This window comes from Acidovorax sp. SUPP2539, assembly GCF_030158975.1.
Taxonomy (GTDB): domain Bacteria; phylum Pseudomonadota; class Gammaproteobacteria; order Burkholderiales; family Burkholderiaceae_C; genus Paracidovorax.
The window spans coordinates 184913-209548 of sequence record NZ_BQXJ01000002.1 but is presented as its reverse complement, the minus strand read 5'-3'; the positions used below and the strand labels follow the sequence as shown (position 1 = coordinate 209548).

At 71.5% G+C, this 24636-nt stretch carries 20 protein-coding genes; 4 read left to right on the top strand and 16 right to left on the bottom strand.

Annotated elements, in window-relative coordinates:
* Positions 1-85: 85 nt before the first annotated feature.
* The 4 genes from AVTE2539_RS08555 to AVTE2539_RS08540 all read right to left on the bottom strand — a co-directional run bounded on the left by AVTE2539_RS08555 (position 86) and on the right by AVTE2539_RS08540 (position 6760).
* The gene (locus AVTE2539_RS08555) at positions 86-3199 is read right to left on the bottom strand and encodes an efflux RND transporter permease subunit (protein WP_284409762.1); all 3114 of its coding nucleotides are present in this window, start codon (positions 3197-3199) and stop codon (positions 86-88) included.
* A 90-nt stretch (positions 3200-3289) separates the two neighbouring features.
* Positions 3290-4489 carry an efflux RND transporter periplasmic adaptor subunit gene (locus AVTE2539_RS08550; RefSeq protein WP_284409760.1) on the bottom strand — a complete coding sequence of 400 codons (1200 nt, stop codon included), beginning with the start codon at positions 4487-4489 and terminating at the stop codon, positions 3290-3292.
* An 87-nt stretch (positions 4490-4576) separates the two neighbouring features.
* On the bottom strand, positions 4577-6052 hold the full coding sequence (locus AVTE2539_RS08545) for an efflux transporter outer membrane subunit (protein ID WP_284409759.1): 1476 nt from the start codon (positions 6050-6052) through the stop codon (positions 4577-4579).
* Positions 6053-6076: 24 nt separating this feature from the next.
* On the bottom strand, positions 6077-6760 hold the full coding sequence (locus AVTE2539_RS08540; protein ID WP_284409757.1) for a CerR family C-terminal domain-containing protein: 684 nt from the start codon (positions 6758-6760) through the stop codon (positions 6077-6079).
* A 201-nt stretch (positions 6761-6961) separates the two neighbouring features.
* On the opposite strand from AVTE2539_RS08540, the gene AVTE2539_RS08535 reads away from it, so the two are divergent.
* Complete coding sequence (locus tag AVTE2539_RS08535) at positions 6962-8854, top strand: methyl-accepting chemotaxis protein (protein ID WP_284409755.1); 1893 nt, start codon at positions 6962-6964, stop codon at positions 8852-8854.
* 46 nt (positions 8855-8900) lie between these two features.
* Here AVTE2539_RS08535 and AVTE2539_RS08530 read toward each other — a convergent pair whose 3' ends face one another.
* The 4 genes from AVTE2539_RS08530 to AVTE2539_RS08515 are packed head-to-tail and all read right to left on the bottom strand — an operon-like array spanning position 8901 to position 13414.
* Entirely contained in the window at positions 8901-9797 is an 897-nt protein-coding gene (locus AVTE2539_RS08530) for an amidohydrolase family protein (RefSeq protein ID WP_284409753.1), read from the bottom strand.
* Positions 9794-10993, bottom strand: coding sequence for an FMNH2-dependent alkanesulfonate monooxygenase (ssuD, locus tag AVTE2539_RS08525; protein WP_284409751.1), 1200 nt, complete (start codon positions 10991-10993; stop codon positions 9794-9796). Before ssuD ends, AVTE2539_RS08530 begins: the two co-directional genes overlap by 4 nt.
* Positions 10990-12162 carry a sigma-54 interaction domain-containing protein gene (locus AVTE2539_RS08520; RefSeq protein WP_284409749.1) on the bottom strand — a complete coding sequence of 391 codons (1173 nt, stop codon included), beginning with the start codon at positions 12160-12162 and terminating at the stop codon, positions 10990-10992. Before AVTE2539_RS08520 ends, ssuD begins: the two co-directional genes overlap by 4 nt.
* Positions 12163-12202: 40 nt before the next feature.
* Positions 12203-13414 carry an acyl-CoA dehydrogenase family protein gene (locus AVTE2539_RS08515; RefSeq protein WP_284409747.1) on the bottom strand — a complete coding sequence of 404 codons (1212 nt, stop codon included), beginning with the start codon at positions 13412-13414 and terminating at the stop codon, positions 12203-12205.
* 429 nt (positions 13415-13843) lie between these two features.
* On the opposite strand from AVTE2539_RS08515, the gene AVTE2539_RS08510 reads away from it, so the two are divergent.
* From AVTE2539_RS08510 to AVTE2539_RS08500, 3 genes are read left to right on the top strand one after another with little or no spacing between them, the layout of a single operon-like run.
* Positions 13844-14842, top strand: a complete 999-nt coding sequence (locus AVTE2539_RS08510; RefSeq protein ID WP_284409744.1) for an aliphatic sulfonate ABC transporter substrate-binding protein — start codon at positions 13844-13846, stop codon at positions 14840-14842.
* Positions 14843-14849: 7 nt separating this feature from the next.
* Entirely contained in the window at positions 14850-15692 is an 843-nt protein-coding gene (locus AVTE2539_RS08505) for an ABC transporter permease (protein ID WP_284409742.1), read from the top strand.
* A 10-nt stretch (positions 15693-15702) separates the two neighbouring features.
* The gene (locus AVTE2539_RS08500) at positions 15703-16473 is read left to right on the top strand and encodes an ABC transporter ATP-binding protein (protein WP_284409739.1); all 771 of its coding nucleotides are present in this window, start codon (positions 15703-15705) and stop codon (positions 16471-16473) included.
* A 185-nt stretch (positions 16474-16658) separates the two neighbouring features.
* On the opposite strand, the gene AVTE2539_RS08495 is transcribed toward AVTE2539_RS08500, so the two are convergent.
* From AVTE2539_RS08495 to AVTE2539_RS08460, 8 genes are all read right to left on the bottom strand, one after another.
* The gene (locus tag AVTE2539_RS08495; protein WP_272566552.1) at positions 16659-17321 is read right to left on the bottom strand and encodes a methionine ABC transporter permease; all 663 of its coding nucleotides are present in this window, start codon (positions 17319-17321) and stop codon (positions 16659-16661) included.
* A complete protein-coding gene (locus tag AVTE2539_RS08490; RefSeq protein ID WP_284409737.1) occupies positions 17293-18507 on the bottom strand; it encodes a methionine ABC transporter ATP-binding protein in 1215 nt (404 codons plus the stop codon). The genes AVTE2539_RS08495 and AVTE2539_RS08490 overlap by 29 nt, the downstream gene beginning before the upstream one ends.
* Positions 18504-19334, bottom strand: coding sequence for a MetQ/NlpA family ABC transporter substrate-binding protein (locus tag AVTE2539_RS08485; RefSeq protein WP_284409735.1), 831 nt, complete (start codon positions 19332-19334; stop codon positions 18504-18506). The genes AVTE2539_RS08490 and AVTE2539_RS08485 overlap by 4 nt, the downstream gene beginning before the upstream one ends.
* Entirely contained in the window at positions 19331-20146 is an 816-nt protein-coding gene (locus AVTE2539_RS08480; RefSeq protein ID WP_284409733.1) for a MetQ/NlpA family ABC transporter substrate-binding protein, read from the bottom strand. The genes AVTE2539_RS08485 and AVTE2539_RS08480 overlap by 4 nt, the downstream gene beginning before the upstream one ends.
* An 89-nt stretch (positions 20147-20235) precedes the next feature.
* Complete coding sequence (locus tag AVTE2539_RS08475) at positions 20236-21066, bottom strand: MetQ/NlpA family ABC transporter substrate-binding protein (protein ID WP_284409730.1); 831 nt, start codon at positions 21064-21066, stop codon at positions 20236-20238.
* Complete coding sequence (locus AVTE2539_RS08470; protein ID WP_284409728.1) at positions 21063-22484, bottom strand: LLM class flavin-dependent oxidoreductase; 1422 nt, start codon at positions 22482-22484, stop codon at positions 21063-21065. The genes AVTE2539_RS08475 and AVTE2539_RS08470 overlap by 4 nt, the downstream gene beginning before the upstream one ends.
* Positions 22485-22504: 20 nt before the next feature.
* The gene (locus AVTE2539_RS08465) at positions 22505-23329 is read right to left on the bottom strand and encodes a MetQ/NlpA family ABC transporter substrate-binding protein (protein ID WP_284409726.1); all 825 of its coding nucleotides are present in this window, start codon (positions 23327-23329) and stop codon (positions 22505-22507) included.
* A gap of 32 nt (positions 23330-23361) precedes the next feature.
* The gene (locus AVTE2539_RS08460) at positions 23362-24627 is read right to left on the bottom strand and encodes an SfnB family sulfur acquisition oxidoreductase (protein WP_284409724.1); all 1266 of its coding nucleotides are present in this window, start codon (positions 24625-24627) and stop codon (positions 23362-23364) included.
* Between the last annotated feature and the right edge of the window lie 9 nt (positions 24628-24636).

Here is a 24636-nt window from a genome sequence, read left to right as displayed (position 1 = left end):
CGCCGCGCCCAGGGCGCGGCGGTTCAAACCCTGTGCTAGAGGGGCGGGCGGCGCCGTCGGCGGCAGGGCGCCGGCGCGCGGCCACTCACAGCGGGTGCGGCGCTTCGGGCGCGCCGGGTGCCTGTGGGGGGCGCGGCGGCGGCGCGGGCCGCCGCATCACCCGGCGCTGGAACCACTGCGCGAAGTCGTCCACGTAGGTGAACACCGCCGGCACCACCAGCAGGCTGAGCACGGTCGAGGTGATGAGCCCGCCGATCACCGCCACCGCCATGGGCGAGCGAAAGCTCATGTCGGCGCTGCCCAGCGCCAGGGCGATGGGCATCATGCCGGCGCCCATGGCGAGCGTGGTCATGATGATGGGCCGCGCGCGCTTGTGGCAGGCATCCAGCAGCGCGTCCCAGCGGCTCATGCCCTGGTCGCGGCGCGCCACGATGGCGTACTCCACCAGCAGGATGGAGTTCTTGGTGGCGATGCCCATCAGCATGATGAGCCCGATGAGCGAGGGCATCGAAAAGCTCTTGCCCGCCACCAGCAGCGCCACGAACGCCCCGCCCAGCGACAGCGGCAGCGCCGCCAGGATGGTCACCGGCTGCAGGAAGTCCTTGAACAGCAGCACCAGCACGAGGTAGATGCAGATCACGCCCGTGAGCATCGCCAGGCCGAAGCTGGCGAACAGCTCGCCCATCATCTCGGCATCGCCCACGTCGATCAGGCGCACGCTCGCGGGCAGCTGGGCGACGGCGGGCAGCTGCTTGACGGCCTCGGTCACCTCGCCCAGGCCACGCGCGCCCAGCTCGATCTCGAAGTTGACGTTGCGCGAGCGGTCGTAGCGGCTGATGACGGCCGGCCCGCCCGCCACCTCCAGCGTGGCGACCTCGCCCAGCCGTACCGGCCCGCGGGCGCCGGGCACCGTGAGGCGCTCCAGCACCGACAGGTCCTCGCGCGCCGCGTTGTCCAGGCGCACGACGATGGGCACCTGGCGCTGCGCCAGGTTCAGCTTCGGCAGGTACTGGTCGTAGTCGCCCACCGTGGCCACGCGCAGGGTCTCGGCGATGGCGCTGCTGGTCACGCCCAGGTCGGCGGCGCGCGCGAAGTCCGGGCGCACGGCGATCTCGGGGCGCACCAGGCTGGCGGTGGAGCTCACGCCGCCGATGCCCGGGATGGTGCGGATGCCGCGCTCGACCGCCTGCGCGGCCGTGGCCAGGGCCTGCGGGTCTTCGCTGGCCAGGGCCAGCACGTACTTGTCGTTGGAGCCGCCCAGGCCGATCTTCACGCGCACGCCGGGCAGGTCTTCCAGCGCGGCGCGCAGCTGCTGCTCGATGACCTGCTTGCGCGGGCGCTCGCCGCGCGGGTCCATGCGCAGGGTGAGCGTGGCCTTGCGCGGGTCGCCCACGCCCGCCCCGGCGAACGGGTCGGAGCCGGCCGAGCCGCCGCCGATGGTGGTGTAGATGCTCGCCACGTGGCCCACGCGCTGCACGCGCTCGGTGGCCTGCGCCACCGCCACGCGGGCGTCGGCCAGCAGGCTGCCGGGCGGCAGCTCCAGGTTGACCTGGGTCTGCGCGTTGTCGTCGGCCGGGATGAAGCCCGAGGGCAGCAGCGGGATCAGCGCGATCGAGCCGGCGAAGAACAGCAGCGCGCCCAGCAGCGTGATCACGCGGTGGCGCAGGCACCAGGCCGAGGCGCGCATGTAGGCGCCCAGCCAGCGCGGCTCCTTCTCCTGCGCCACCATGGGTTTCATGATGTAGGCGGCCATCATGGGCGTGAGCAGCCGCGCCACCACCAGCGAGGCGAACACCGCCAGCGCCGCCGTCCAGCCGAACTGCTTGAAAAAGCGCCCGGCAATGCCGCTCATGAACGCGGTGGGCAGGAACACGGCGATCAGCGTGAAGGTGGTGGCGATCACCGCCAGGCCGATCTCGTCGGCCGCCTCCATCGCCGCCTGGTAGGGCGACTTGCCCATGCGCAGGTGGCGCACGATGTTCTCCACCTCCACGATGGCGTCGTCCACCAGGATGCCCACCACCAGCGACAGCGCCAGCAGCGTGATGATGTTGATGGAAAAGCCCAGCAGGTGCATGCCGATGAAGGCCGGGATGACCGACAGCGGCAGCGCCACGGCCGAGACGATGGTCGCGCGCCAGTCGCGCAGGAAGAGCCACACCACGACCACGGCCAGGATGGCGCCCTCGTACAGCAGGCGCATGGAGCTGTCGTACTCGTCGCTGGCGATGTCCACGAAATCGACCGTGCGCGTGAGGTGCAGGTCGGGCCGCTCGGCCTGGAGCTTGTCCAGCGCCCGCTGCACGCCCGCGCCCACCTCGACCTCGCTGGCGCCGCGGCTGCGCGAGACCTCGAAGCCGATCACCGGCTTGCCGTCCAGCAGCGCGGCGGTGCGCTGCTCGGCCACCGTGTCGCTGATGGTGGCCACCTGGTCGAGCCGGATGTGGCGGCCGTCGGTGAGCGGGATGTCCATGGCGCCGATCTCCTGCGCCGTCTGCACGGTGGCGATGGTGCGCACGGGCTGCTCCGCGCCGCCGAGGTCGGCGCGGCCGCCCGCGCTCTCGATCTGCACCTGGCGCAGCTGGCGCGACACGTCCGCGGCCGTGGCCCGTAGGGCCTGCAGGCGCAGCGGGTCGAGCGACACGCGCACCTCGCGCGACACGCCGCCCACGCGGTTCACCGCACCCACGCCCGGCACGGCCAGCAGGCGGCGGGTGAGGGTGTCGTCCACGAACCACGACAGCGCCTCGTCGTCCAGGCGGTCGGACGCGATGGCGAACGCCAGGATGGGCTGGGACGACAGTTCGAGCTTGGCGACGATGGGGTCGCGCAGGTCGGCCGGCAGGTCGGCGCGCACGCGGCTCACGGCCGAGCGCACGTCGTCCACCGCTTCCTGCACCGGCTTTTCGAGCTGGAACTCGGCCGCGATGGTGGCCGTGCCGTCCACCAGGGTCGAGGTGATGTGCTTGAGGCCCTGCGTGGTGGCGATGGCGTTCTCGATCTTGCGCGCCACGTCGGTTTCCAGCTGCCCCGGCGCCGCGCCCGGCAGCGACGCGGTGACCATGACCACGGGCAGGTCCATGTCGGGAAAGTTCTGCACCTTCATCGCGTGGAACGACAGCATCCCCGCGAAGGAGAGCAGCACGAACAGCATCGCGGCCGGAATCGGGTTTCGGATGGACCAGGCGGAGAGGTTCATGGCAGGTCCTTGCGGGCGGCAGCAGGGCCGCGGTGGCAACCGGGCAAAAGCATGTTTTGCTCCTTATTTAATAGCATGATGCCCTAGTATTCATTGTGCTGCAGGCACTTTTGGTGCAGATGCCGCGGGCCGGGGCGCCGGCGCGGACGCCGCTGCTGCGGGCGCTGCGGCCTGCACGCGCACCAGGTCGCCGTCGTTCAGGAACGCGCCGCCGCGCTCGACCACCGTCACGCCCGGCTGCAGGCCCGAGACGATCTCCACCCGGTCGCCTGTGCGCTGGCCGGTCTGCACGCGGCGCATCACCACGCGGCTGCCCTCGCCGATCTCGAACACGCTGCTGAAGCCGTCGCGCACCACCACCGACGACTGCGGCACGCTGAGCGCATCGCGCTGGCCGAGCAGGAAGTCGCCGCGCGCGAACATCCCCGCACGCACGTCGGGGTGCAGTGGCAGGTCCACATAGACCAGGCCGTTGCGCGTCTGCGGATCGACGGTGGGGGCGATCATGCGCACGGTGCCCGGCACCTGCGCGCCGCTGGCGGCCGTCACGACCACCTGGCTGCCGGGGCGGATGCGCGGCAGGTCGTTGGAGGTGACCTCGGCGCGCCATTCCAGGCGGCCCTTGCGCACCATGCGAAAGAGTTCGGTGCCCGCGCCCAGCACCGCGCCCACGGTGGCCGTGCGCGAGGAGATGACGCCGCTGTCCGGCGCCAGCACCTGGGCGTGCTTGAGCCGCAGTTGCTGCGCGTTGAGGGCCGCCTGCGCCGCCTCCACGCGGGCCTGGGCGGTCTCGCCGGCGGTCGAGTACTGCTGGATCTGCTGCTGGCTCAGGGCGCCGCTGGCCTGCAGCGTGCGGGCGCGCTCGGCGTTGGCGGCGGCCTCGGCGGCGCTCGCGCGGGCCTCCAGCAGGCTCGCCCGGGCCTGGGCCACGTCGGCCTGCAGCGTCTCGGGCGCGAAGGTGGCCAGCACCTGGCCGGCGCGCACCGTGTCGCCCACGTTCACGCGCACGTCGGTCAGGCGCAGGCCGCTGCTTTCGGTGCCGATGCTGGCCTCCTGCCACGCGGCGACGTTGCCGTTGGCGGGCAGGCGCTGCGCCAGCGAGGTGCGCGTGGGCTGCGTGGTGGTGACGGTGAGCGCGGGCCGGGGCTCGCCGGCCTTGGCGCTCTTGGCATCGTCCGCCGCGCGCGAGGGGCCGGCGGCCATCAGCGCGCCGGCGGCGGCGAGCACGCACACGGCCAGCACGGCCAGCGCCGCGGGGAGGGAAGAGGGGGTGAATTTCATGCGCTGCATGGGGGTTCCATTCATGCGGTCAACGACGGCGACTGAAGACAAAGCGGGAGACGGGGGCGAGCGGTGCGGCGGTGCATGGCGGGCGGCTCACCGGGCGGGTGTGGCGGAAGGCGCCAGGGTCGAGGCGGGCAGCGGCGCCGCCGCGGCGGCCTGCGGCGTGGCCTCGGCCTCCCAGCCGCCGCCCGCCGCGCGGTACAGGCCGATCCAGGCTGCCATGCGCTCCTGCCGCAGGGTGATGAGCGCGGTCTCGGAGGCCAGCGCCGTGCGGCGCGAATCTTCCAGCTCGACCAGGCTGGCCAGCCCGCCGCGCCAGCGCGCCTCGGTGGCGGTGAACGAGGCGCGGTAGCCGTCCGCGGCGCGCTGCGCATCGGTGCTGCGCGCGGCGGTGCTGGCCAGGCGCACCAGCGCCTGCTCGACCTCGCTCACGGCCTGGCGCACCGTGCCGCGGTACTGCTGCACGGCCGCGTCGTACTGCGCCTCGGCGGAATCGACCTGCGCCGCGCGCCGGCCCGCATCGAAGATCGGCAGCGACAGCCCCACCGGCCCGATGGACCAGGTGTTGGAGGTGATGCTGGCTCCACCCGTGCGCACCCAGCCACGGCCCACCGAGCCGCTGAGCGTGAGGCGCGGCAACTGCTGGGCGCGGGCGCTGCCCACGTCGGCGCTGGTGGCCGCCACCTCGCGCTCGGCCGCGTACACGTCGGGCCGTTGGGCCAGCACGCGTGCCGGCAGGGCCTCGATGGCGAAGAGCGCATCGGGCGCCGGCGCCAGCGGCGCGGCGGCGGCGCGGGCGCGCAGTGCGGATTCGTCCTGGCCGGTGAGGGCCACCAGGGTCTTGAGATCGATCTCGCAGGCCATGCGCTGCTGCTCGGCGCGCACGCGGCCCTCGGCCTCGCTGGCCTGCGCCAGGGCGAGCGTGGCGGGCGCGGTGAAGCCGGCCCGCTCGCTCAGGCGCGACAGCTGCGCGGTCTGCCCGCGCGAGGCGGCATCGGAGGCGGCCACGTCCGCCAGCGCCAGGCACTGGCGCCAGCTGCTGTACTGCGTGGCGACTTCGGCCGCGACGGAAACGCGGGCCTCGTGCCACTGCGCCTGGGCGCCGGCCAGCCGCTGCAGCGCGGCCTGGTTGGCGGCGGCGTTGCCGCCGAACAGGTCCACCTCCCAGCTGGCCTGCAGCGCGGCCTGGGCCGTGCTGGCCAGGCCGCCCACCTGCTCGTTCACGCCGCGGCTGGCGCTGGCCTGCCCGTCCAGCGAGGGCAGCAGCGCGGCGCGCGCGCTCACCCGGGCTGCGCGGGCCTGCGCCAGGCGCGCCCGGGCCTGCGCCACGCTCGGGCTGATGTCCTGCGCCGAGGCGATCAGCTCGGCCAGCAGCGGGTCGCCGGCGCGCTCCCACCAGCGGGACAGGTCGGCCACGCTGCCCTGGTGGGGCAGCGGCGCCTGCCAGCCGGCGGGCGTGGGCGCCTCCACGCGCGGGGCGGGGCTGGGGACGGCGCAGGCGGCCAGCCACAGGGGCAGGGCGAGGGCCAGCAGGGCGCGGGGGCGGCGGTGCGTTGGGGGTGTTTTCATGGGCAACCAGAAAAAGGCATGGCGCTAGCGGGGGGCCGCGGCCGGCGCGCGCAGCGCCTGCTCGGCCGCCACCATGGCGAGCGCGTATTCGGTGAGCCGGCCGGTCCAGGCGTCCACGGCTTCGGGGGTGGCCAGCAGTTGCGGCTCCATCGCGGCCAGCACTTCCTGCTGGCACCAGATCTGGAAGGCCAGGCCGGTGATGGCCAGCACCAGCCGGTGCAGGTCGTCGTCGGGGCGGGCCACGCCCAGGTGCCGGCCCAGCAGCCGCACCATGGCGTCGTGGGGCTGGCGCACGTCCTGCTCCAGCTCCTTTTCCCACTGGCCGGTGGGCTCCAGCATCTCGCGGATGTGCAGCCGCATGAACTGGCGCGCCATCTCGCCGTGCTGCAGCGGGGCCAGCACGCCACGAAAGTAGCGCTGCATCGCCTCGCGCAAATCGAGCCCGTCGCGGGTGAAGTCCGCCACCAGCGACGGCATGTCGCCGAACGGCTCGGAAAACAGCGCGGCATACAGCGCCGCCTTGTCGCCGAAGTAGTAGCTCACGGCCGCCACGTTGGCCTGGGCGGCCTGCGCGATGGCGCGGATCGACGTCTTGGCGTAGCCGTGCTCGGCGAACAGCCGCAGCGCCGCATGCAGCAGCCGCAGTCGGGCCGTGGGGGTGCCGGCGGCGGCGTCGGCCGGGGCGGCGGGAGGGCTGGTGGGAGACATCGCGGCGGATTAGACCACGATAAATCAAACGTTTGTTTTAAACCCCGGGGCCACCGTGGGCTGCGGGCGTGGCTGAGCCGACACACTGGCCGAAATCAACCGGGTAGCCGACATGTTTTGTCGGCTTTTTCTGGCAAACTTTTTGTTGCAAACGGTGTGGGGTTGTGGTCCGCCGTGGACCGGTTCGATCAAGGGGTTGGCATGTTCAGGAATCTTTCCATCCGGGTGGCGCTGCTGCTGGTGCTGCTGTTCTTCACCGGCGCGCTGCTGGTCTCGGTGGGGGTGGGCTGGGTGGGCACCCGCGCCGGCGTGATGGCCGGCGAGGTGCAGGACCGCACGACCCGCGACATGCTTGCGCTCAAGCAGGCCGAGATCCGCATGTGGGACAACCGCGTCGCCCTGGCCGTGGGCCACCGCAACGTGCTGCGCGGCGACCCGCCTGACAGCGTACGGTCGCAGACCACGCGCGCCGAGAAATCCATGCAGGAGGCGCGCCCCATCCTGCAGTCCGTCGCGCAGGGCCTGCCCGCCGACTGGGCGCAGGAGCGCCAGCTCGCCACGTCGATGATCACCGCCTTCGACGCCTACGCCGCCCTGGTGCAGCGCGGCGCCGTGGGCCTGGCCGGCGGCAACGAGGCCGAATACAGCGGCAAGGAGATCGTCGCCCAGCGCAACAAGCTGCTGGCGGACATGGAGGGGCTGATGAAGCAGCTCTTCGATGCCGAAGGCCAGCGCGGCAATGCCCTGCAGGCGCAGTCGGTGCGGCTGCTGTACATCGCCGAGATCGCGGCCGGCGTGCTGGTGGTGGTGGGCGTGGTGCTGGCGGTCCTGTGCTGGGTGTTCATCCGCCGCAACGTGCTGGCGCCGCTGGACGCCGCCGGCGCGCTGCTGGAAAAGGTCGCCCAGGGCGACCTCACCACGCGCATCGAGGTGCGCTCGTCCAACGAGATCGGCCGCCTGATGGGCGCCGCGCGCACCATGCAGGAGGGCCTGGCGCGCATGGTCACGCAAGTGCGCCAGGGCGTGGAAGAGATCCACACCGGCTCGCGCGAGATCGCGCTGGGCAACGGCGACCTGAGCGGGCGCACCGAGCAGCAGGCCGCGTCGCTGGAGGAAACCGCCGCCAGCATGGAGCAGCTGTCGTCCACCGTGAAGCAGAACGCCGACAGCGCGCGCCAGGCCAACCAGCTGGCCGCCAGCAGCATGGCGGTGGCCCAGCGCGGCGGCGCGGCGGTCGGCGAGGTGGTGGCGACGATGCAGGAGATCGCGGGCAGCTCGCGCCGCATCGCGGACATCGTCGCGGTGATCGACGGCATCGCCTTCCAGACCAACATCCTCGCGCTGAACGCCGCCGTGGAAGCGGCGCGTGCCGGCGAGCAGGGCCGGGGCTTCGCCGTGGTGGCCAGCGAGGTGAGGGCCCTGGCCCAGCGCAGCGCCACCGCCGCCAAGGAGATCAAGGGCCTGATCGACGAGTCGGTGGGCAAGGTGGGCGCGGGCTCGGCCCAGGTGGAGCGCGCGGGCGCGACCATGCAGGAGATCGTGGCCTCGGTGCAGCGCGTGACGGACATCATGGGCGAGATCTCGGCCGCATCCACCGAGCAGTCCTCGGGCATCGAACAGGTGAACCAGGCCGTGGTGCAGATGGACCAGGCCACGCAGCAGAACGCGGCGCTGGTGGAAGAGTCGGCAGCGGCGGCCTCGTCGCTGGAAGAGCAGGCCAAGCGCCTGCGCGAGGCTGTCTCGCAGTTCCGCGTGGATGCAAGCGCGGTGCCGCTGGCGGCGGTGTCGGCCGCGCCACGCAGTGCGGCCCCGGTCGCGGCACCCGCCCGCGTGGCGGCCCGCCCGGCGCCGGCGCGCCCGGCCGTCTCGGCCACGCCTTCGCCCGCTGCTGCAGTAGCGCCGGCACCGAAGCCGGCTGCGAAATCCGCGGCTCCATCCGCTGCCAAACCCGCCGCAAACGCGCCCGCGTTGACCGCCCCGGCCGCCAAGCCCAAGGCACCTGCCACGCCGGCACCGGCCGCCCCCCGGGCCGCTGCGCCGCGCCCGGCGCCCGCGCCGTCATCGCGGTCGGATGACGACTGGGAAACCTTCTGAGAAAAAGCCTGGCCCTTGCCGGGCGGGCGCTGCAGGCCGACGGGAGTCAGGCGGGCCCGGCCTGCACCGGCACGCTGCCGATGCCCAGCAGCCGCGCCGCATTGCCGTACAGCACCCGGTCGATCACGCTCTCGCGCAGGCCCAGCGCCAGGGCGTCTTCGATGGACTGGCCGATCGGCCGGAACGGGTACGACGAGCCGAACAGCAGCTGGTCGCCCAGAAACCCATTGGCCGCCTCCACATAGGCCGTGCTGCCGGGCTGGAACAAATACATGTCGGGCACCAGGAAGACGTTGTCGTAGCGAAAGGCCAGGCCGATGGCCTGCTGCACGTTGGGCCACCAGCCGTGGTACGCCACGATGGGCAGGCGCGGAAAGGCCTGCGCCACGCGCGCGACCGGGGCCGGGTCGTTGAAGCGCAGCTCGGGCGAGGTCGGCCCGGTCATCAGGAACACGGGCACGCCCAGCTGCTGCGCCCGCTCGTAGATGGGAAAGTACACCGGGTCGTCCGGGTGGCGCGGCGGCTGGCCGAAGCCCGGTTCGATGTCGATGCCCGCCAGGCCCAGCACCTTCACGGCGCGCTCCACTTCGGCCAGCGCGGCGGCCTCGCCCTGCAGCGCCGGGTCCACCGCGCCGATGCCGATCAGCTCCGGCTGGCCCTGCACGATGGCATGGATGGTGTCGTTGGGCAGGTGCTGGCCGGGCGTGTGACGGCCCACCACCACGGCGTGCGACAGGCCGGCATCGCGCACCTCGGCCAGAAAGCCTTCGGGTGTGCGCGAGCGGGTGAAGTGCGCGTCATCGCCGCGCGTGCCCACGCGCCGGTTCAGCCAGCGCGCCAGGTCTTCGCCGGGCGAGCCGGGCGTCCGGCCGAAGAAGTCGTGCAGGTAGGCGGGCCGGCAGCGCATGTCGATCACGCGCGGGGTCGTGGTGGCGGCGCTCATCGCACCGCCTCCGGCACGGGCGCGGTGGCCGCCACGGGCTCGGCCGCCGCCGGCCGGCTCGCCCGGATGTCGAACGCGCCGCCGGTCAGCGACTGGTCGCGCAGCGTCACCGCCTGCCGGCCGGGCAGCAGCGGAAACACCAGCTCGGCGAAGCGGATGGCTTCTTCCAGGTGCGGGTAGCCCGAGAGCACGAAGCGGTCCACCCCCACCTCCACGTATTCCTGCAGCCGCTCGGCCACCTCCTGTGCATTGCCCACCAGCGAGGTGCCCGCGCCGCCGCGCACCAGGCCCACGCCGGCCCACAGGTTGGGGCCTACCACCAGCCGATCGCGCCGGCCGCCGTGCAGCGCGGCCATGCGCTGCTGGCCGTGCGAATCCATGCGCGCGTAGTTCTGCTGGGCGCGGGCGATGTCGTCGTCGGTCAGGCGGCTGATGAGGCGGTCGGCATCGGCCCAGGCCTCTTCGCTGGTCTCGCGCACGATGACATGCAGGCGCACGCCGAAGCGCAACGGGTGCCGGTCGAGATCGCGGCCTGCGGCGGCGGCGTGCGCGCGCACGTCGGCGATCTTTTCGGCCACGGCGGCGGGCGGCTCGCCCCAGGTCAGGTAGGCATCGACATGGCGCGCGGCCAGCGCGTGCGCGGCGGGCGACGAGCCGCCGAAGTACAGCGGCGGGTAGGGCTGCGTGGCGGGCGCGAAGAAGTTCTGCGCGCCCTGCACTTTCAGGTGCCGGCCTTCGAAGTCGACCTTCTCGCCCAGCAGCAGCCGGCGCCAGAGGGTCAGGAACTCATCGCTGGCGGCGTAGCGCTCGTCGTGGCTGTAGAAAACGCCGTCGGCCGCCAGCTCGGTCGCATCGCCACCGGGCACCACGTTCAGCAGCAGGCGGCCGGGGCCCAGGGCCTGATCGAGCGAGGCCGCCTGCCGCGCCGACGCGGTGGGGTTGCCCAGCGAGGTGCGCAATGCCACCAGCAGTTGGATGCGCTGGGTGACGGGCACCAGGCTGGCGGCGGTCACCCACGGGTCCAGGCACGAGCTGCCGGTGGGAATGAGCAGGCCGTCGTAGCCCAACTGCTCGGAGGTCACCGCGATCTGGCGCAGGTAGGCATTGGTGGGCGCGCGGCCGAAGTCGGAGGTGCCCAGGTAGCGCGTGTCGCCCGAGGTGGGCAGGAACCAGAAGAGGTCGGGGGTCGGACTCATGGGGAAGGGCTTTCGGAATCGGTGTCGGGTGGAAATTCGGCGGGTGGCGCGCCCGCATCGGCGCCGGCGCGGCGCGGCGCGCCGACCTCGCCCAGGCGGATGAGCCGCGCGCGCACCACGTTGCGGCTCAAGCCCAGCACGCGCGCGGCCTCGCTCTGGCTGTAGTGGCACCAGCGGAAGACTTCCAGCAGCACGGCGTCTTCCACCGTCTGGTAGAGCGCGGGCACATGCGCTTCGCACAGCTGGCGCACGGCCTGGCGCAGCAGCGGCAGGCCCGGTGTCGAGGGGCTGGCGGCCTGCGGCGGCGCCGCTGGCGCCGGGGCTTCGGGCTCGGTGCCCGGCCGCGCGGTGCCGGACAGCCGCAGGTCGGCGGCGTCCAGCGTGCGGCCTTCGCCCAGCAGCAGCGTGCGGTGGATGGTGTTTTCCAGCTCGCGCACGTTGCCGGGCCAGGGCGCCTGCTGCAGCGCGCGTTCGGCGGCGGGTGTGAGCTGCGGGCGCGGGTAGCCCAGGCGCCGGCTGTAGGCGTCGATGAAATGGCGCGCCAGCGGCACGATGTCGCCCGGGCGCTCGCGCAGCGTGTGCACCTCCAGGCTCACCACGTTCAGGCGGTAGTACAGGTCCTTGCGAAAGCGCTGCTGCAGCACCAGCGCCTGCAGGTCCACCGACGCGGCGGCCACGATGCGCACGTCGATGGGAATGGGCTGGCGCCCGCCCACGCGCACCACCTCGCGCTGCTGCAGCACGCGCAGCAGCTTGTTCTGCACGGCCAGCGGCAGGTCGTTCACCTCGTCCAGGAAGATGGTGCCGCCATGGGCTTCCTCGAACCAGCCGGGCTGCGCCCCGAAGGCGCCGGGGAAGGCGCCGCTTTCATGGCCAAACAGCTCCGAATCGACCAGCGCTTCGGAGAACGCGCCGCAGCCCACGGCCACGAAGGGCGCGGCGCTGCGCGGGCTGCGGCTGTGCAGGTAGCGCGCGATCAGCTCCTTGCCGGTGCCGCTCTCGCCGGTGATGAGCACGCCGGCGTCGCTGGGCGCCACCTGCTCCACCTCGGCCAGCAGCGCCTTGGAGCGCGGGTCTTCGAAGATCCACGCCAGGCCGGCCTCGGGGGCGGCGGGCGTGGCGGTGGCGGTGCGGGCCGGTGCGGCGGGCCATGCGGGGAGGGTCGCCATGGTCTTCAGCCTGGAGTTTGAAAGCGATCGTGCCGGGCGATCACGAATAGAACGACGGTGCCGGCACCCTGGCGTGCAGCGCCCAGTCGCCCAGCTCCTGCAGCTTGTAGTCCACCGGGTCGTGCAGCGTCTGCGTGCGCAGGTTGCGCCAGAAGCGGTCCAGCCGCAGCGCGCCGTGCGTGGCGCGCGCGCCGGTGGTCTCGAAAAGCCGGCTGGTCACGTCCAGCCCCACGCGGGTGGAGGCCACCTTGGCCGTTGCCACGGCCACCGCCACGCGGCCCCGGCCTTCGGCGTCCAGCGCGTCGCCTTGCGCCCAGGCCGCATCGAACGTGGCGGCGGCCTGCGCGGCCAGCAGGCGCACGCTCTCCAGCCCGACGAAGAATTCGCCGTAGTGCGACTGGATGTACGGGTCTTCGCTGGCGCGTTCGGCGGGCGAGCGGAACCAGGGGCGCGACTCGTTCAGCGTGTAGTGCCGCGCCTGCGCGAACGCGCCCTCGGCCAAGCCCAGGAACAGGTGCACGAACACCAGCTGCGCCAGCAGCGGCCGCAGCGACGAGCGCGGCGTGGTCAGCGGGCCGGGGTCGCGCAGCAGCTCGCTGCCCTCCACGCGCACGTTCTCGAACAGGGCGCTGCCGCTGTCGGTCTGGCGCTGGCCGAAGCTGTTCCAGTCGCCGTTCAGGGTGATGCCCGCGCGGGCCGTGGGAATGGCGGCGATCAGCAACTGGCCGGTGTGTTCGTCGATGCCCGAGGCGACCAGCATCTCGGAATCCAGCGCGCCCGAGCAAAAGCTTTTCTTGCCCGAGAAGTCGTACCAGTCGCCAATGCGGCGCACGGCGGTGCGCGTGTCCAGCGGGTTGAGCGCGTTGCCCCAGAACCATTGCTTGCGCGCTGTCTGCTCCAGCCATGGCACCCACTGTTCGGGCCGCGCGAACAGGCGCACGGTGGCCAGCAGCAGGTGGTGAAAGCCGTAGACGTGGGCCAGCGAGCTGTCGGCCTGCGCGAGGGTGCGCACGGTCTGCAGCGTGGTCGCCCAGTCGGCGCCCTGGCCGCCCTGCGCGGTGGGGATGGAAAGCGACAGCAGGCCGCTGGCGCGCAGCGCATCGCGCTCGGCCTTCGGCGTGCCGCCGCGGGCATCGCGCTCGGCGGCGGTGGCGGCGAACCGGTCGGCCAGCGCCTGGGCGGTGGGCAGGGGCGAGGCGGGTGCCGTGGGCGGGGCTTCGGGCGGGTGCAGTTGGGGGTCGCGTGAGGACATGGGTGGGGCGCCGGCAAAGGGGTGGGGGCGGTCGGGGGCCAGGGGCGCCCGCCGCCGCGAGTGGGCCCAGTGTGCGCAGTGGCGCGGGCCCGCCACATGCGGAATTCGCGCGTGCTTATGCGGTTTTTGGCCGATGCGCGCGCCGCGGCCTGCCGGGCGGGCATGGGGCGCGGTGCAACCCGCGTCGCCGTGGGCTGCACCGGCCCGCCGCGCCGTGCGCGCAGCGGCCTGCTGGGTGACTCGTGCGCAATTTGCTGCTTGCCTGCGGCGGCTGGTGCAGGCCAGCCGGCCGGTTTTCAGGGACGCGTCAGGGCACGTCAAGCGCGGCAGGTTTCTCATAAAAATAGACGAATAACGTTCTTGGCCGTGCGGCAAACCGCGCCCGATACTGCGCCGCACCATCACCGCATTCACCGGGAACCCACCACCATGCAACGACGCACCCTGCTGTCGGCCGGCGCCGCAGCGCTGGCCGGGCCCCTGGCCTCGCACACCGCGCACGCCGCGCAGCCGCTGAAGGAACTGCGCCTGGACTACGCCACCTATTCGCCCTCCAGCCTGGTGCTGCGCCGCTTCGGCTGGCTGGAAGAGTCGTTCAAGCAGGAGGGCACGGCCGTGAAGTGGGTGTTCAGCGCGGGCAGCAACCGCGCGCTGGAGTACTTGAATGCGGGCAGCATCGACATCGGCTCGTCGGCCGGGCTGGCCGCGCTGCTGTCCAAGGCCAACGGCAACCCGATCCGGGCGCCGTACATCTTCTCGCGCCCCGAATGGACGGCGCTGGTAGTGCGCAAGGATTCGCCCATCCAGTCGGTGAAGGAACTCAAGGGCAAGAAGGTCGCCGCCACCAAGGGCACCGACCCGTACCTCTTTTTGCTGCGCTCGCTGCAGGTGGCGGGCTTGAAGCGCAACGACGTGGAGATCGTTGCGCTGCAGCACGCCGACGGCCGCACCGCGCTGGAACAAGGCCGCGTGGACGCCTGGGCGGGCCTGGACCCGCTGATGGCCGCGAGCGAGCTGGACGCCGGCTCGCGCCTCATCTACCGCAACGTGGCGTTCAACACCTACGGCTTTTTGAATGTGCGCGAAGAGTTCCTGGCCCAGCGCGCCGCCGAGACGCGCCGCGTGCTGGCCGGCTACGAGCGGGCCCGCCAATGGATCCTGGCCCACACCACCGAGGCGGCCAGGATCCTGTCGGAGGAGGCCAAGGTCAGCCTGGAGGTGGCGCTGCTGCAGCTCAAACTGCGCACCGACCTGTCCAACCCGCAACCTTCGCAGGAACACATCGCCGCGCTGCAGGGAGCCGCCCCGCTGCTCCTGTCCGAAGCCCTGGTGCGGCCCGGCACGGCGTTGAACAAGGTGGTCACCGACCTGGTGGACACGCAGTTCGCGCGCAGCGTGACGAGCGCGCCGGCGGCCTCGCCGGCCTGACCGCGCCATGTCCGCCAACCCGCAGGAATGGTCCGGCATCGGCCCGGCTGTGGAGACCGCCCGCACTGCACCGCGCCGCCGGGGCTGGAGCGCGCTGGGCACGGGCTGGATCCTGCCGGCCGCAGTGTTGGCCGTGTGGGAAGGCGCCGTGCGCGCCGGCTGGGTCAGCCCGCACCTTCTGCCCGCGCCCACCGAGATCGTCCAGACCCTCATCAGTTTCGGCGGGCAGGGCCTGGCCGGCCATGTGCTGGCCAGCAGCGCGCGCGTGGCGGCGGGCTTTGCCATCGGCACCGTGCTGGCGATCGCCATCGGCGCGCTGGTCGGGCTGTCGCGCCGGGCCGAAGGGCTGCTGGACCCGACCTTCCAGGCGCTGCGCGCCATTCCTTCGCTGGCCTGGGTGCCGCTGCTGCTGCTGTGGCTGGGCATCGACGAGGCATCCAAGATCGCGCTGATTGCCATCGGCGCGTTCTTCCCGGTCTACATGGGCGTGGCCTCGGGCTTTCGCGACGTGGACCGCAAGCTGGTGGAGGCCGCCCGCATGCACCGGCTGGGTTCTGTGGCCATGGTGCGCCGCGTGCTGCTGCCGGCCGCCCTGCCGGCGGTGCTGACCGGGCTGCGCAACGGCCTGAGCCTGGCGTGGATGTTCATGGTGGCGGCCGAACTCATCGCCGCCACGCGCGGCCTGGGCTACCTGCTGACCGACGGCCGCGAGATGGGCCGCGCCGACATCGTGCTGGCGGCCATCGTGCTGCTGGCGCTGCTGGGCAAGGTCACCGACACGGGCATGGCTTGGCTCGAACGCCGGTGGCTGGCCTGGCGCGACACCTACGACACCACCGCGCGCGACTGAGGCATCACCCATGACGGCATTGCAGGAATCCATCGCCCTGGCAGCCATCTCTGTGCAGCCGCTGCTGCAGGCCCGCGTGCGCCGCAAGGCCTACGGCGACAGGCCCGTGCTGCAGAACGTGCCGCTGGACATCGCCGCCGGCGAGGTGGTCAGCCTCGTGGGCGCCAGCGGCTGCGGCAAGAGCACGCTGCTGCGCATCGTCGCGGGGCTGGACACGCAGTACGACGGCCAGGTGCACCTGGCCGGCCAGCCGCAGCAGGGCATCACGCGTGACATCGGCTTCATCTTCCAGGAGCCGCGCCTGTTCCCCTGGCTCACCGTGGCCGAGAACGTGGCGTTCGATCTGGGCCGCGCCGGGCGGAGTCACCCGCAGGTGCGCGAGCTGCTGGCCGAAGTGGGACTGGCGGGCTTCGAAGGCCGCTTGCCGAAGCAGCTGTCCGGCGGCCAGGCGCAGCGCGTGGCCATCGCCCGGGGCCTGTTCACGCGGCCGCGCCTGCTGCTGCTGGACGAGCCCTTTTCCGCCGTCGATGCCTTCACCCGCGCCCGCCTGCAGCAACTGCTGGCCGAGGTGGCGCGCCGCCACGGCCTGGCGCTGCTGCTGGTCACGCACGACGTGGACGAGGCGCTCTTCCTGAGCGACCGCGTGGTGGTGCTGGAGGCGCGCGCCGGCGCCGAGCTGCAGGTCATCGAGAACCCGCTGCCCCGCCCGCGTCATCGCGAGGATGCGTCGCTGGGCGCCCTGCGCGTGCTGGATGCGCTGCGGCACGCCCACGCGTTCTAACGAACGAGCCGGGGCGCGGCGGCACATCCTAGCACTATATTTTTGATAGCAACATGCCCTAGTGGATCATGCGCTGGAGGCCGATTTGGCTTGTAAACCCCTGGAAGACGGGCCGCTGACGCGCATCCCGTTTCCCCAGGGGCGCAGCCAGCGCCACGGCGGCTCCACCGGTCACCCGCCACGGTCTACCGGCTGCGCAGCCAGCGCACCCACCGGTCGCCGCTGAACTGCACCAGCGACACCAGCGCGATCAGCACGGCGATGACGATCAGCATCACCTGCGTGTCGAAGCGCTGGTAGCCGTAGCGGATCGCCAGGTCGCCCAGGCCGCCCGCGCCCACCGCGCCCGCCATGGCGGACGAGCTGATGAGCGCCACCAGCGTGATGGTGAAGCCGCCGACGATGCCGGGCAGCGCCTCGGGCAGGTACACGTGCCAGACGATGTGCCACTTGCGGCAGCCCATGGCCTGCGCGGCCTCGATCAGGCCCGGGTCCACCTCGCGCAGGCTCACCTCGGCGATGCGCGCGAAGAACGGCGTGGCGCTGATGGCCAGCGGCACGATGGCCGCCCACACGCCGATGGTGGTGCCGGTGACCAGCCGCGTGAACGGAATCAGCGCCACCAGCAGCACGATGAAGGGCGTGGCCCGAAAGCCGTTGACCACGCTGCCCACGCCGCGGTGGATGCGCGGCGAGGCGAGGAAGCCCCCGGGCGCCGTCACGATCAGCAGCACCGCCAGCGGAATGCCCGCCACGAAGGCGATGGCGGCCGAGGTGCCCACCATCGTCAGCGTGTCGAGAAACGCCTGGGTGTAGCGCTCAAAGGGAATGCTCAACGTCAGCGACATGGCCGATCACCTCGATGGAATGGGCAATGGCGCCAGGGCCTTGCACCAGATGGACGAAATCAGGCAGCGTCACCGTGCCGGGCAGCGACACGATGAGCCGGCCCTGCGCATGGCCGCGAATGCGGTCCACGCCGCCGTGCACCAGCCTGACGGGGCTGTGCAGGGCCTGGGCGATGCGCGCGAAATCGGGCTCCAGCCCGCCCTCGCCGGTGTAGCCCAGGCGCAGGATGCGCTGGTAGCCGCCGTGTGCCGGTGGCTCGGCCTGCAGCCGCCCCTGCAGGTCGTCGGGCAGGCCGTGCTGCAGCGGCGCCAGCAGCGCGCGCGTGGCGTCGTGCTGCGGCGCGCCGAACACCTTCCACACCTCGCCCTGCTCGGCGATGCGGCCCTGCTCCAGCACCAGCACCTGGTCGGCGATCTCGCGGATCACGCTCATCTCGTGCGTGATGAGGATGACCGTGATGCCCAGACGCCGGTTGATGTCGCGCAGCAGCTGCAGGATGGCATGCGTGGTCTCCGGGTCCAGCGCCGAGGTGGCCTCGTCGCACAGCAGGATCTCCGGCGCCGTGGCCAGCGCCCGGGCAATGCCCACGCGCTGCTTCTGCCCACCCGACAGGCGCGCGGGGTAGGTGCGGTGCTTGTCCGAGAGGCCCACCAGGGCCAGCAGCTCCTCGACCCGCTGGTGGATGGCGGCGGGTCGCCAGCCGGCCACGCGCAGCGGCAGGGCCACGTTGTCGTACACCGTCTTGGCGGCCAGCAGGTTGAAGTGCTGGAAGATCATGCCGATGCGCCGGCGCAAGGCCACCAGGCCGTCGTCGTCCAGCGTGGCGATGTCGGTGCCATCCACCCGCACGCGGCCCGAGGTGGGCGACTCCAGCCGGTTGATGGTGCGCAGCAGGCTCGATTTGCCCGCGCCGCTGCGCCCGATGATGCCGAAGATGCTGCCTGCGGGGATCTGGAGGCTGATGTCCGCCAGCGCCGCGACCGGCCCGGCGGACGACGCGTACACCTTGCCAAGCTGCTCGAAGACCACGGAGCCCGAAGGTGCGCCGGCCTCCGCCGATGGTGCGGGCGGCGGTGCCGCCCCGGCGCGGGGCTGCGGCGCCCCGGCAGGCGCCGTGGCGGGGGAGGGTGCCGTTCCGGCAGCGCTGCGCCAGACGGGTGATGGGGAGGCGGCGGTCAGGCTCATGGCGTCTTCCAGGGCAGCGTGTACAGCTTGGGGTCGTTGTTGAAGCGCGCGGACACCACCTCGCGCACCTTGGGCGACTGCTGGAACAGCTGCACGAAGCGGGCGATCTTCGGGTCCTGCACCTTGTCCTTGCGCGCGACGAAGCCCATGGCGTAGAACGAATCGTCAATGCCCGAATACAGCAGCGCGCGGCTGGCCTGCTCCTTCTTGCCGGCGTTCACGAAGTAGCTGGGCCACACCACGGCCAGGTCCACGTCCTGCAGCGAGTGGATGAGCTGCGGGCCTTCGATCTCATAGAAACGCAGTTTCTTGGGGTTCTCGACCACGTCGTTCACGCTGGCGCCCACGGCGTTGCCCTGGCGCAGCTTGATGAGGCCGGCCTTTTGCAGCAGGAGCAGCCCGCGCCCCTGGTTCACCGGGTCGTTCGCCACCGACACCTTGGCGCCCTCGGGCACGTCCTGCAGCCGCTGGATGCGGTTGGAGTAGATGCCGATGTTCTGCAGCAGGCCCAGGCCCACCAGCTGCAGCTGGTAGCCCCGTTCCTGGATGGCATTGTTCAAAAACGCTTGGTGCTGGAAGAAGTTCAGGTCGATGTCGCCGTTGTTCACGGCCTCGTTGGGCAGCGTCCAGTCGGTGAACTCGACCAGCTTCACCTCCAGGCCCTGGGCCTTGGCCTCGGCCACCACGGCCTCGACCGCGTCGGAGGTGACGCCGGGCGTGGAGCCGATGCGGATCACGTCGGCCGCGTGCGCGGTGAGGGCGGATGCGGCCAGCAGCCAGCCCAGGGCGGCGGCCTTGAAGTGGAAGAAGCGGGGCGCGTGCATCATTGCTGGGTCCAGGTCAGCACGTACAGGCGCTTGTCGCCCGCGAAGGCGCGGTCGATGGCGGCCTTCACCGCGTCGGAGTTCTGGAACACCTTCACGAACTTCTGGATCACCGGGTCCTGCGTGCGGTTGGCCTTGACCACGAACTGGATGGCGAAGCGTGCGTCTTCCACGCCCGAATACGCCAGCCCGCTGGACGGATCGAACGCCTTGGAGGCCACGATGAAGTGCGGGTAGCCCTGGGCGAGGTCCACGTCGCCGGTGATGCGCACCAGCTGCGGGCCTTCCACTTCGACGAACTTCAGCTTCCTGGGGTTCTGCACGATGTCGTCCACCGTGCCGACGAAGCCCACGCCGGGCTTGAGCTGGATGAGCCCCGCCTTTTGCAGCAGCAGCAGGCCGCGGCCCTGGTTCACCGGGTCGTTGGCCAGGCCGACCTTGCCGCCCACCGGCACCTCGTTGATGGTCTTGTGCTTGAGCGAGTACAGGCCGATGTTGGCCAGGAAGCTCGTGCCCGCGCTGGCCAGCTTGAAGCCGTTCTTCTGAATCGCGTTATCGAGGAACGGCTGGTGCTGGAAGAAGTTGATGTCCAGGTCGCCCGAGTCCACCGCCACGTTGGGCGTGGTCCAGTCGGTGAACTCGGTCACCGTGACGTCGATGCCCTGCGCCTTGGCGTCCTTGGCAGCGGCCGCGATGGCGTCGGCATACACGCCCGGCAGCACGCCGATGCGCAGCTTGTCGGCCGCATGGGCGGGCAGGGCGCCCAGCACGGAGAGGGCGAGGAGGGGGGCGAGAAAGAGGCGATGGAGTGTCATGTCAGGGTCCGCGGCAGGCGGTCGTTGGGGTGAGAGGAATCGAAGGTGAGGAAGCGTCGGGGGCGTGCGGGGGCAAGGTCAGGAATGCGTCAATGCGCGGCCTTGGCGAGCCACGGCAGGCTGTAGAGCCGCTCATTGCCGGCGAAGGATTTGCCGATCTGCGCGCGCACGGCGGGCGAGTCTTGATAGACCTTCACGAAGCGCTGGATGCGCGGGTCCTGCGCGTTGTCCTGGCGCGCGACGAAGCGAATCGCATAGGCCAGGTCGTCGATGCCCGAATACAGCAGCGCGCTGCCCGCCACCTGGGGCTTGCCGGCATTGACGTAGTGCGCCGGGTAGCCCTGCGCCAGGTCCAGGTCGTCGAGGGTGCGCACCAGCTGCGGGCCTTCGATCTCGGCAAAGCGCAGCTTCTTCGGGTTGGCCACGATGTCATTCACGCTGCCGCGCGCGCCCACCCCGGGTTTGAGCTGGATGAGGCCGGCCTTTTCCAGCAGCAGCAGGCCGCGGCCCTGGTTCACCGGGTCGTTGGCCACGCCCACGCGGGCACCGTCCTTCAGGTCGGCAAAGCGCTGCACCTTGAGCGAATACAGGCCGATGTTGGGCAGCAGCCCCGTGGCCACGCTGACGAACGCATAGCCGCGCTCGCGGATGGCGTTGTCCAGAAAGGCCTGGTGCTGGAAGTAATTGAGGTCGATGTCGCCCGCGGCCAGCGCGGTGTTGGGCGCGGTCCAGTCGGTGAACTCGATGACCTTCACGTCCAGCCCCTGCTGGCGCGCCTCCTGCGCGGCGACCTGCACGGAATCGGCCAGCGAACCGGGCGTGACGCCGATGCGCAGCGGTGGCGCGGGTGTTTGCGCGGTTGCCGCTGCGGCAGCGAAGGCCGCGAGCAAGGAAAAAAGGCGTCGGGCCAGGCGTTTCATGGCTGTGCTTCCAGGGCGGGATGGGGTTGGGGCGGCCGGTGGGTGGCGGCGCTGGGGGCCTGGCGCCGGAACGCATCCGCCGCATGCCTGGCCGGCAGCCGGTCGCCTTCGCCGAACAGGCGGCTGCGCAGCGTGCCTTCGGCGTAGGCGGTCTTGTAGACGCCCCGGCCCTGCAACTCGGGCACCACGAGGTCGATGAAGTCCTCGTAGCTTTCGGGCACCACGGTGCGGCTCAGGTTGAAGCCGTCCACGCCGGTCTCGGCCACCCACGACTGCAACTCGTCCGCCACCTGCTGCGCATCGCCCACGATGGCCGGGTAGCGGCCGCCCAGCGAGAAGAGTTCGAGCAGCTTGCGGCGCGTCCAGCCGTGCTGCTGGGCCGTGCGGGTGGCCGATTCGATGGCGTTGCCGGGCGAGTAGTCCACCGGCGCGTCCAGGTCGTACTGCGCGAAGTCGATGCCGGTGCTGGCGGCGAAATGCGCCAGGCCCGCCTCGCGGCTGGCGTAGCGCAGGTAGTCCGCGTGCTTCTCGCGCGCCTCGGCCTCGGTGCGGCCCACCACCACCGCCGCGCCCACGAAGACCTTCACGTCATCGGGCCGGCGGCCGGCCCGCACCAGTTGCTCGCGCAGGGCCTGCACGGTCTTGCGCGCAGCCTCTTTGTTGGGGGGCGAGATGAACACGCACTCGGCATGGCGCGCCGCGAACTGCTGGCCCCGGCCCGAGCTGCCGGCCTGGAACAGCACCGGCGTGCGCTGCGGCGAGGGCTCGCTCAGGTGGTAGCCCTCCACGTCGAAATAGCGGCCGTGGTGCTGCACTGGGTGCACGCGCGCCGGGTCGGCGAACACGCGCGCGGCCTTGTCGCGGCGCACCGCGCCGTCTTCCCAGCTGCCCTCCCACAGCTGGTAGAGCACCTCCAGGTATTCGTCGGCGCGCTCGTAGCGCTCGTCGTGCGGCAGCTGCTGCGGCTGGCCCATGGCCCGCGCGGCACTGTCGAGGTAGCCGGTCACCACGTTCCAGCCGATGCGGCCTTGGGTCAGGTGGTCCAGCGTGGAGAAGCGCCGCGCCAGCAGGTAGGGCGCCTCGTACGACAGGTTCACCGTCACGCCGAAGCCTAGGTGCTGCGTGGCGGCGGCCATGGCCGGCACCAGCAGCAGCGGGTCGTTCACCGGCAGCTGGATGGATTCGCGCAGCGGCACGTCCACGTTGCCCTGGTACACGTCGTAGGTGCCCACGATGTCGGCCAGGAACAGGCCGTCGAACAGCCCCCGCTCCAGCGTGCGGGCCAGATCGGTCCAGTAAGCCAGCGTGCGGTAGTCGGTGCTGCGATCGCGCGGGTGCGTCCAAAGCCCGTGGTTGATGTGGCCCACGCAGTTCATGTTGAACGCGTTGAGCAGGATGTGGCGATTCGCTTGTGTCACGGTCGGTCCTTGTGCCGGTCTCAGCGCTTCAGCCAGGTCAGGCGGTAGAGCTTGGGATCGTTCAGGTAGAAGGCGTGGATCGCCTTGCGAACGGCGTCGGAGTTTTGGTAGATGGTCAGGAACTGCGCAATGCGCGGGTCCGCCGCCTTGTCCTTGCGCGCCACGAACTGGATGGCCCAGGAGTCGTCCTCATAGCTGGTGTAGGCCAGCCCCCGGGTCGCATCGAACGCCTTCGACGGAATGATGAAATAAGGAAAGCCCTGCGCCAGGTCCACGTCCTGCGTGGCGCGCACCAGTTGCGGGCCTTCGATCTCGATGAACTGCAGGTTCTTCGGGTTGGAGCGGATGTCGGCCTGCGTGCCCAGCAGTCCGGTGTCCGGGCGCAGCGTGATCAGCCCGGCGTGCTGCAGCAGGCGCAGGGCACGGCCGATGTTGACGGGGTCGCTGGCGATGGCGACCTTGGCGCCGTTGGGCACGTCGGCCAACGATCTATGTTTGGTGGAATACAGCCCCAGGTACGACAGGATGCCGGGCTGCACGCTGACGAAGTTGAAGCCCTTGCTGCGCACGGCGTTCGCCAGGTAGTTGCTGTTCTGGTAGTAGTTCAGGTCGATGTCGCCCGACTCCAGCGCCACGTTGGGGGTCGTCCAGTCGGTGAACTCCACCACCTGAATGTCCAGTCCCTGGGCCTTGGCCTCCTTGGCCGCCACCTCGACCGAGTCCGCGAAGATGCCCGGCACCACGCCGATCTTGAGCGGTGCGGCCAAGGCGCTGCCGGCGAACAGGGCCGCGCCGATGAACGTGGAGAACGTGAAAAGAGCGTGCAGAAAACGGCGTGGCTTCATGGTCGTCGCTGGGTGTTGGGGGATGTGAAAAATCAGATCGCGCCGTGGCGCGGCGGAATGCGGCCGTTGAGATGGAAGTTGCCGATGGCGTGGTACTTCCATCGCACCGGGTCGTGCAGCGTGTGGGTGCGCGCGTTGCGCCAGAAGCGGTCCAGGCCCTTCTGGCCTGTGGTGGCCGAGGTGCCGCCCAGCTCGAAAAGGCGCGTGCCGGCATCCAGCGACGCCGTGGTGGTGAGCGCGCGCGCCTCGGCCACGGCGATGGAGGCCTCGGCCACGCGCTGCTCGGTCGGGTCGGCCTGGGCCGCATCGACGAAGCGGCCGGCGCGGCGCACCAGGGCCTCGGCCGCGCGCAGCCGCACGGCGGTCTCGCCCACCTGCTGGATGAGCAGCGGGTCGTCGGCGGCGCGCTCCACGCGCGCATCGATCCAGGGCCGTGCATGCTCGCGCACGAAGGGCAGCGTGGCCGCCAGTGCGCCCCGGGCCAGCCCCAGGTCGATGGCCGCGTGCAGGATCTGCGCCAACGGGCCGATGGGGGTGGGCCGCTCGAAAGATGCGAGGAACGGCACGACCCATTCGGCCTCGACCCGCACGTCGTCGAACTGCACCGAGCCGCTGCCTGTCACGCGCTGGCCGAAGCCGTCCCAGTCGTCGGTGACGTGCACGCCCTCGGCGGTGCGCGGAACGAACGCGAGGTAGGTCACGTCGCGCCCGTCTTCCCTGGCCACGACCAGCGTGGGAATCCAGTGCGCATAGATCGCCCCGGTGCAATAGAACTTGCGCCCCTGCACCCGAAAGCCTTCGCCATCGGGCACCAGGCGGGTGCGGCGCTGGAAGTCCTGGTGGCCGATCTCCGCCAGCGCATTGCCGAAGCGATCGCCCGCCAGCACGCGGCCGTAGAAGAAGCGCTTTTGCGCGTCGGTGCCGCCCACGCGCAGCACCTCCAGCGCGTAGAAATGGTTCTGCGGAATCTGGCCGATGGAGCCATCGGCCGCGCTGACCAGCGCCGTGACCTCGGCCAGCGTGCCGGCCGATGCGCCCGGGCCGCCGTACTCGCGCGGCACCGTGATCGCCCACAGGCCGGTGGCGACGAAATCGTCCAGCGCGTCCCAGGGCAGCAGGCGCTCGCGGTCGCGCTGGGCCGCGCCGGGGGCGATGCGCGCGGCATAGCGCTGCGCGGCGGCACGGGCCTCGGTGTCGGTGGCGATGCGATGCGGCGGGCTGGCCGCGGGCGAGGCCGGGGCGGGCTCCGCCGGCGTGGAAGCGGCTGCGAGCGGTTCAATGGATTGCAACAACGCCATGGGTTCGCT